Here is a 7,089-nt window from a genome sequence, read left to right as displayed (position 1 = left end):
CGTCCAGCTGATCCTCGACGGCGAGATCCAGCTGGTCATCAACACCCCCAACGGGTCGGGCTCGGGCAGCTCGGCGCGCGTCGACGGCTACGAGATCCGCACCGCCGCCGTGATGGCCAACATCCCGTGCATCACCACCGTCCAGGGCCTCGGCGCTGCCGTGCAGGGCATCGAGGCGCTCGAGCGCGGCGACATCGGTGTGCGGTCGCTGCAGGACTGGGCCCGCCGCGGATGACGCCGTACTCCCTGCTCTTCGACCACGGCTTCGCCCGCATCGATCCCGAGGTGGCCCACCACCTGGGCTTCCGCGGGCTCCGGGTCGCGGCACCGGTGCTGAAGGGGGTCGACCACGTCGTCGGCGCCGGCACGCCGGTGCAGGCGCTCGGCCTCACCTTCCCCAACATCCTGGGGATGGCGGCCGGCTTCGACAAGAACGCCGTGGGGATCGACGCCCTCGGGGCGCTCGGCTTCGGGCACGTCGAGATCGGCACGGTCACGGGGGAGGGGCAGCCGGGCAACCCGACGCCGCGGCTCTTCCGGCTCACCGAGGACCGCGCGGTCGTCAACCGGATGGGCTTCAACAACGACGGTGCCGAGGTGGTCGCCGCCCGGCTCGGGGCCAGGGGCCGGCGCCGCGGTCCGGTGCTCGGGGTCAACATCGGCAAGACCAAGGTCGTGCCCGACGACGACCAGGCCGCGGTGGAGGCCGACTACGAGAAGAGCGCGCGGCTGCTGACGCCGCACGCCGACTACCTCGTCGTCAACGTCAGCAGCCCCAACACGCCGGGGCTGCGCAACCTGCAGTCGGTGGAGAAGCTCCGGCCCCTCCTCGAGCACGTGCGGCGGACGGCCGACGAGGCAGCCGACCTCGCGGGCCGCAGCACGCGGGTGCCCCTGCTGGTCAAGATCGCCCCCGACCTCGCCGACGAGGACGTGCTGGCCGTCGCCGACATGGCGCTGGCCATCGGGCTCGACGGCATCATCGCCACCAACACGACGATCTCGCGCGACGGGCTGCTCAGCCCGTCCGCCAAGGTCGAGGAGATCGGCGCCGGAGGGCTCTCGGGCCGGCCGCTCACGGCACGCTCGCTCGAGGTGTTGCGGATGCTCAAGCAGCGCGTGGGCGACGACCTGACGCTGATCGGCGTCGGCGGCATCACCACGGTCCACGACGCGCAGGACCGCCTCGACGCCGGGGCCGACCTGCTCCAGGGCTACACGGCGTTCATCTACGAGGGACCGCTGTGGCCGCGTCGTATCGTGCGAGGCGTCCAGCGCTGATGACCCGGCGCCCCAGACCCTGGAGGTTCGATGACCGGATTCGGTGACTACCAGATCGAGCTCTACCTGGGCGCGCTCTCGGGCGTGCTGCCGCCGCACCCCTTCACCTTTCGAGACCTCGAGCGCGACGCGCTGGCGGCCTTGCCGCCGGAGCTGCGCACCTACGTGGCCGGCGGCAGCGGCGACGAGGCCACGCAGCGCGGCAACGTCGAGGCGTTCGAGCGGTGGGCCCTGGTGCCGCGGATGCTGGCCGGCGCCGCCGAGCGCGACCTGTCCGTCGAGCTCTTCGGCAAGCGCCTCGCCAGCCCGCTGATGATGGCGCCGGTCGGCGTCATCGGGATCTGCACGCCCGACCAGCACGGCGACATCGCCACCGCACAGGTCTCGGCGCAGACCGGCGTACCCATGATCGCCTCGACCCTGATGAGCGACCCTCTCGAGGAGGTCGTGCCCCACACCGGGGAGACGCCGTCGTGGTTCCAGCTCTACACGCCGAAGGACCGCGACCTCGCCGCCTCGTTCGTGTCCCGGGCCGAGGCGGCCGGCTACGACGCCATCGTGGTCACCCTCGACACCTGGGTGCCCGGCTGGCGACCGCGCGACCTGGCCAGCGGCAACTTCCCGCAGCTGCGGGGCAAGGCCCTGGCCAACTACACCTCCGACCCGGTCTTCCAGGCGATGACGGGGCCCGACCCCGACCTGGCCACCACGGTGTTCACCTGGGTCGGCACCTTCGGCAACCCGCTGTCCTGGGACGACCTGCCGTGGCTGCGCTCGCTCACCGACCTGCCGCTGGTGCTCAAGGGCATCTGCCACCCCGACGACGCCCGACGCGCCCTCGACGGGGGAGTCGACGGGATCTACGTCTCCAACCACGGCGGCCGCCAGGCCAACGGCGGCGGCTCCGCGCTCCAGTGGCTCCCGGACGTCGTCGACGCCGTCCGGGAGCATGGCGACGCCCCGGTGGTCTTCGACTCCGGCGTGCGCACCGGCGCCGACGTGGTCAAGGCGATCGCGCTCGGTGCCGACGCCGTCGCGGTCGGGCGGCCCTACGCCTACGGTCTCGCCCTCGGTGGCGTGCCCGGCGCCGTGCACGTGCTGCGCTCGCTCCAGGCCGAGGCCGACCTGGTGATGGCCGTCGACGGCTACCCCACGCTGGCCGACCTCACCCGTGACGCGCTCGTGCGCTGCGACTGACCCCCTCACGTGACCACGACCCCAGGAGAATCCATGACCTTCGGCGCCCGAGTCCACGCGGCGATGGCCGACCGTGGCCCGTTCTGCGTCGGCATCGACCCTCACGCCGGCCTGCTCCACGAGTGGGGCCTGGCCGACGACGTGGCCGGGCTCGAGCGCTTCGCGCTGACCGTCGTCGAGGCGGTGGCGCCGGTGTGCTCGGTGGTCAAGCCGCAGTCGGCGTTCTACGAGCGCTTCGGCAGCCGCGGCGTCGCGGTGCTCGAGCGGGTGATCGCGGACTCGCGGGCGGCCGGCGCGCTGGTCCTGCTCGACGTCAAGCGCGGTGACATCGGCTCGACCTCGCAGGCCTACGCCGACGCCTACCTCGACCCGACCTCCCCGCTGGCCTCCGACGCCATCACGGTCAGCCCCTACCTCGGCTTCGGCTCGGTCAGCCCGATGATCGACACCGCTCGCAAGCACGATGCCGGCGTCTTCGTCCTCGCGCTGACCTCCAACAAGGAGGGACCGGAGGTGCAGTCGGCCCGCACCGGGGCCGGCGCTGGTGCCCCGACCGTGGGGGGGCTGATGATCGAGCACCTGCGCCGGCTCAACGACGGGGCCGAGCCGCTGGGCTCGTTCGGCGCCGTCGTCGGAGCCACGATCGGCGAGACCGACATCGACCTCGACTTCAACGGGCCGATCCTCGCGCCCGGTTTCGGCGCGCAGGGTGGGACGCCTGCCGACATCCGCCGGATCTTCGGCCCGGCGACCGGCAACGTGATCGCCAGCAGCTCGCGCGAGGTGCTGCGACTCGGACCCGACGTGACCGCGATGCGCGAGGCCGTACGCACCGCCAACGAGGCGTTGCGCGGATGAGGCGCGTCGTCGGCGGCGCCGCCACCGTCGTGGTCGCAACCGTGCTCCTGGCCGGGCTGTCGGCCTGCGGGGACGGCGACCGCTTCGCGGACTACTGCGCGGAGGTGGAGGAGCAGCAGAAGCCGCTCAGCGAGGCGTTCGCCGGCGGTGGCCCGACGGCCCTCATCGAGGCGCTGCCGAGCTTCCAGTCGCTCCAGGAGAAGTCGCCCGGCGACATCTCCGACGAGTGGGGGCTGCTCGTGGGACGCATCGAGACGTTGGTCGATGCGCTGGATGCAGCGGGGGTCGACCCGGCGACGTACGACCGCGACGCCCCGCCCGAGGGGCTCTCCGAGGACGAGAAGACCGCCATCGACGCCGCCGCGGGGGAGCTGGCGACCCCGGCCACCGCGGCCGCCCTGGAGGGCGTCCAGCAGCAGGCGCGCGACGTCTGCAAGGCACCCCTGAGCTTCTGAGACCAGCACCCGATGCCAGTCAGGGCTAGGGAAACCGCGCAGACTGGAACAGGTTCTCGTCGCGCGATTGCCGGTCCGTCGGGGTTCTGACTAGATTGACCCCTCAGCGGCGCTGCTCCCGCCGCACTGACGACCGAGAAGGACCGTTCCTCGTGGCTCTGCCCCCCCTCACCCCCGAACAACGCCTAGCGGCGCTCGACAAGGCTGCCGCCTCCCGCCGTGAGCGGGCCGAGGTCAAGAACCGCCTCAAGAACTCCGGTGCCTCGATCACCGACGTGCTGCGCCAGGGCGAGACCAACGAGGTCATCGGCAAGATGCGCGTGGTCGACCTGCTCCAGTCCATGCCCGGCCTCGGCAAGGTCCGCGCCCGTCAGACCATGGAGCGCCTCGGCATCGCCGAGAGCCGCCGGGTCCGCGGGCTCGGCACCAAGCAGGTCGCCGCCCTGCAGCGCGAGTTCGCCCCGGGTGACTGACACCGAGCCCGCGACGACCCGGCCCACCCGGCTGGTGGTCCTGGCCGGTCCCACCGCCGTCGGCAAGGGGACCGTGGCCGCAGCGATCAGGGAGCACCACCCCGAGGTCTGGATCTCCATCTCGGCGACCACCCGCCCAGCACGGCCCGGTGAGGTCGACGGGGTCCACTACTGGTTCGTCTCCGACGAGGAGTTCGACCGGCTCGTGGCCGAGGGCGAGCTGCTGGAGTGGGCCGTGGTCCACAAGGCGGCCCGCTACGGCACCCCGCGCCGCCCCGTCGAGGCGACGCTGGCAGCAGGTCGCCCCGCGATGCTGGAGATCGACCTCCAGGGAGCGCGGCAGGTCCGCCAGACCATGCCCGGGGCGCTGTTCGTCTTCCTCAAGCCCCCGTCGTGGGACGAGCTGGTGCGCCGGCTCGTCGGTCGGGGGACCGAGACGGAGGAGGAGCGCGAGCGCCGGCTCGACACCGCGCGGCACGAGCTGGCCGCCGAGCCGGAGTTCGACGTCACCATCGTCAACCACGAAGTTCACGCTGCGGCCGATGAGTTGGTATCCTGGATGGTGCTCGACTCCGAGCAGCATCCACACCAGTAGTGACCAGTAGTCATTTCCAGCCAACCGACTTGTGAGGCTTCACGCGTGTCTGCCCCCAACATCGACGCTCAGGGTGTCACCAACCCCTCGATCGATGACCTGCTCACCAAGACCGACAGCAAGTACAAGCTGGTCCTCTACAGCGCCAAGCGTGCCCGCCAGATCAACGCCTACTACTCCCAGCTGGGCGAGGGCCTGCTCGAGTACGTCGGTCCCCTCGTGGACACCCACGTCCAGGAGAAGCCCCTCTCGATCGCGCTGCGGGAGATCAACGAGGACCTGCTGACCTGCGAGGACGTCGACCCCGCGGAGCTCGCCGCCGAGGAGGCCGCTGCCAAGCAGGCAGCCATCGACGCCTCCTTCACGTCGCACGAGTGATCCGCTGACCACCAGCGACTCCCACGAGGCCGTGTCCCTGACGGGGGCACGGCCCCGTGTCGTCCTGGGGGTCGCGGGCGGCATCGCTGCCTACAAGGCGTGCGAGCTGCTGCGCCGCCTCACCGAGTCCGGCCACGACGTCACGGTGACGCCGACGGCCTCCGCCCTGGAGTTCGTCGGCGCTCCGACCTGGGCCGCCCTCTCGGGCAAGCCCGTCTCCGCCTCCGTGTGGGACGACGTCCACCAGGTGCCCCACGTGCGGATCGGGCAGACCGCCGACCTGGTCGTGGTCGCCCCGGCGACGGCCGATCTCCTGGCCAAGGCTGCGCACGGGCTCGCCGACGACCTGCTCACCACCACCCTGCTCACCGCGCGCTGCCCGGTGGTCTTCGCCCCGGCGATGCACACCGAGATGTGGGAGCACCCCGCCACCCAGGCCAACGTCGCCACGCTGCGGGCCCGCGGCGCGCTGGTGATCGAGCCCGCCGAGGGGCGTCTCACCGGCAAGGACACCGGCAAGGGCCGGCTGCCCGAGCCCGCCGAGATCCTCGCGGTCTGCGTCGACGTGCTGGCCCGCGGTGCGGTCGCCTCCTCCCACGACCTCGCCGGCCGTCGGGTCGTCGTGTCCGCCGGCGGCACCCGGGAGCCGCTCGACCCCGTGCGCTTCCTGGGCAACCGCTCGTCGGGGCTCCAGGGCTACGCGCTGGCTCGTGCCGCCGTCTCCCGCGGCGCCGAGGTCACGCTCGTCGCGGCCAACGTGACGCTCGCCGACCCCGCCGGGGTCAAGGTCGTGCGCGTCGAGACGACCGCCGAGCTGCACGCCGAGGTCGTGGCGGCCGCCTCCGGCGCCGATGCCGTGGTCATGGCGGCCGCCCCCGCCGACTTCCGGCCGGCCGGGGTGAGCGGCGCCAAGATCAAGAAGGCCGACGACGGCTCGGCCCCCAGCATCGAGCTGGTGCAGAACGCCGACATCCTGCACGAGATCTCCCATGACCGCAGTCGCCCCGACGCCGTCATCGTCGGCTTCGCCGCCGAGACAGGTGACGCGACTGGCTCCGTGCTCGAGCTCGCCACCGCCAAGCTGGCGCGCAAGGGCTGCGACCTGCTCGTGGTCAACGACGTGAGCGGCGGAGCGGTCTTCGGCAGCGCGGACAACGAGGCGGTGATCCTGGCCGCCGACGGCGAGGTGACCGACGTACCCCGGGGGTCGAAGACGACCGTCGCGCACGCCATCTGGGACCAGGTGGCCCGTCGATTCGGTGCGTGAGACGCGCATCTTGCATGCTGGTCCCAGCAAATACCCTTGAACGGGTCGAGTTCGCCTAACGGGAGTGAGTAGCGCTGTGGTGGGACGTCTTTTCACGTCGGAGTCCGTGACCGAGGGTCACCCCGACAAGATCGCTGACCAGATCAGCGACTCGGTGCTCGACGCGATGCTCGAGCAGGACCCGCACAGCCGGGTCGCCGTCGAGACGCTGCTGACCACCGGCCTCGTGGTCGTGGCCGGCGAGGTCACCACGACGGGCTACGTCGACATCAAGGCCAAGGTCCGCCAGCGGATCCTCGACATCGGCTACGACTCCTCCGAGAAGGGCTTCGACGGCAACTCCTGCGGCGTCATGGTCGCCATCGGTGGCCAGTCCGGCGACATCGCCCAGGGCGTCGACACCGGTCACGAGAGCCGCACCGGCTCCGTGGACGCGATGGACAAGCAGGGCGCCGGCGACCAGGGCCTGATGTTCGGCTACGCCTGCGACGACACCGACGTGCTGATGCCGCTGCCGATCGTGATCGCCCAGCGTCTCGCCGAGCGCCTCTCCGAGGTCCGCAAGGACGGGACCATGTCCTACCT

General features: G+C 71.8%; 10 protein-coding genes. All 10 read left to right on the top strand.

The genetic code is table 11. The annotated features are described in order from the left end of the window. Positions 1 to 235 (top strand): hypothetical protein (locus RMN98_RS19665; RefSeq protein ID WP_309650514.1); only part of this gene is annotated, 235 nt, incomplete at its 5' end. Further along, positions 232 to 1,281, top strand: coding sequence for a quinone-dependent dihydroorotate dehydrogenase (locus RMN98_RS19660; protein WP_309650513.1), 1,050 nt, complete (start codon positions 232 to 234; stop codon positions 1,279 to 1,281). The genes RMN98_RS19665 and RMN98_RS19660, both read left to right, overlap by 4 nt. A gap of 30 nt (positions 1,282 to 1,311) precedes the next feature. Further along, positions 1,312 to 2,478, top strand: coding sequence for an alpha-hydroxy-acid oxidizing protein (locus tag RMN98_RS19655; protein WP_309650512.1), 1,167 nt, complete (start codon positions 1,312 to 1,314; stop codon positions 2,476 to 2,478). A 33-nt stretch (positions 2,479 to 2,511) separates the two neighbouring features. Further along, positions 2,512 to 3,336, top strand: a complete 825-nt coding sequence (gene pyrF / locus RMN98_RS19650) for an orotidine-5'-phosphate decarboxylase (protein WP_309650511.1) — start codon at positions 2,512 to 2,514, stop codon at positions 3,334 to 3,336. Continuing rightward, a complete protein-coding gene (locus RMN98_RS19645; RefSeq protein WP_309650510.1) occupies positions 3,333 to 3,791 on the top strand; it encodes a hypothetical protein in 459 nt (152 codons plus the stop codon). Before pyrF ends, RMN98_RS19645 begins: the two co-directional genes overlap by 4 nt. Before the next feature lie 152 nt (positions 3,792 to 3,943). Beyond that, a complete protein-coding gene (gene mihF, locus RMN98_RS19640) occupies positions 3,944 to 4,264 on the top strand; it encodes an integration host factor, actinobacterial type (protein ID WP_309650509.1) in 321 nt (106 codons plus the stop codon). Further along, on the top strand, positions 4,257 to 4,859 hold the full coding sequence (gene gmk / locus RMN98_RS19635; protein ID WP_309650508.1) for a guanylate kinase: 603 nt from the start codon (positions 4,257 to 4,259) through the stop codon (positions 4,857 to 4,859). The genes mihF and gmk overlap by 8 nt, the downstream gene beginning before the upstream one ends. Positions 4,860 to 4,904: 45 nt before the next feature. After that, positions 4,905 to 5,237 (top strand): DNA-directed RNA polymerase subunit omega, encoded by a 333-nt coding sequence (gene rpoZ, locus RMN98_RS19630; RefSeq protein ID WP_091114885.1) that lies wholly within the window; start codon positions 4,905 to 4,907, stop codon positions 5,235 to 5,237. Between the two features lie 31 nt (positions 5,238 to 5,268). After that, positions 5,269 to 6,504: a bifunctional phosphopantothenoylcysteine decarboxylase/phosphopantothenate--cysteine ligase CoaBC gene (coaBC, locus tag RMN98_RS19625; RefSeq protein WP_309650507.1), complete on the top strand. Its 1,236-nt coding sequence runs from the start codon at positions 5,269 to 5,271 to the stop codon at positions 6,502 to 6,504. Between the two features lie 76 nt (positions 6,505 to 6,580). Further along, on the top strand, positions 6,581 to 7,089 hold a 509-nt coding region (locus RMN98_RS19620), incomplete at its 3' end, for an S-adenosylmethionine synthetase N-terminal domain-containing protein (protein WP_309650515.1).

Origin of the sequence: Nocardioides sp. (assembly GCF_031397825.1) — a bacterium.
Lineage (GTDB): Bacteria > Actinomycetota > Actinomycetes > Propionibacteriales > Nocardioidaceae > Nocardioides.
This window is presented reverse-complemented; position numbering and strand designations above follow the sequence as displayed.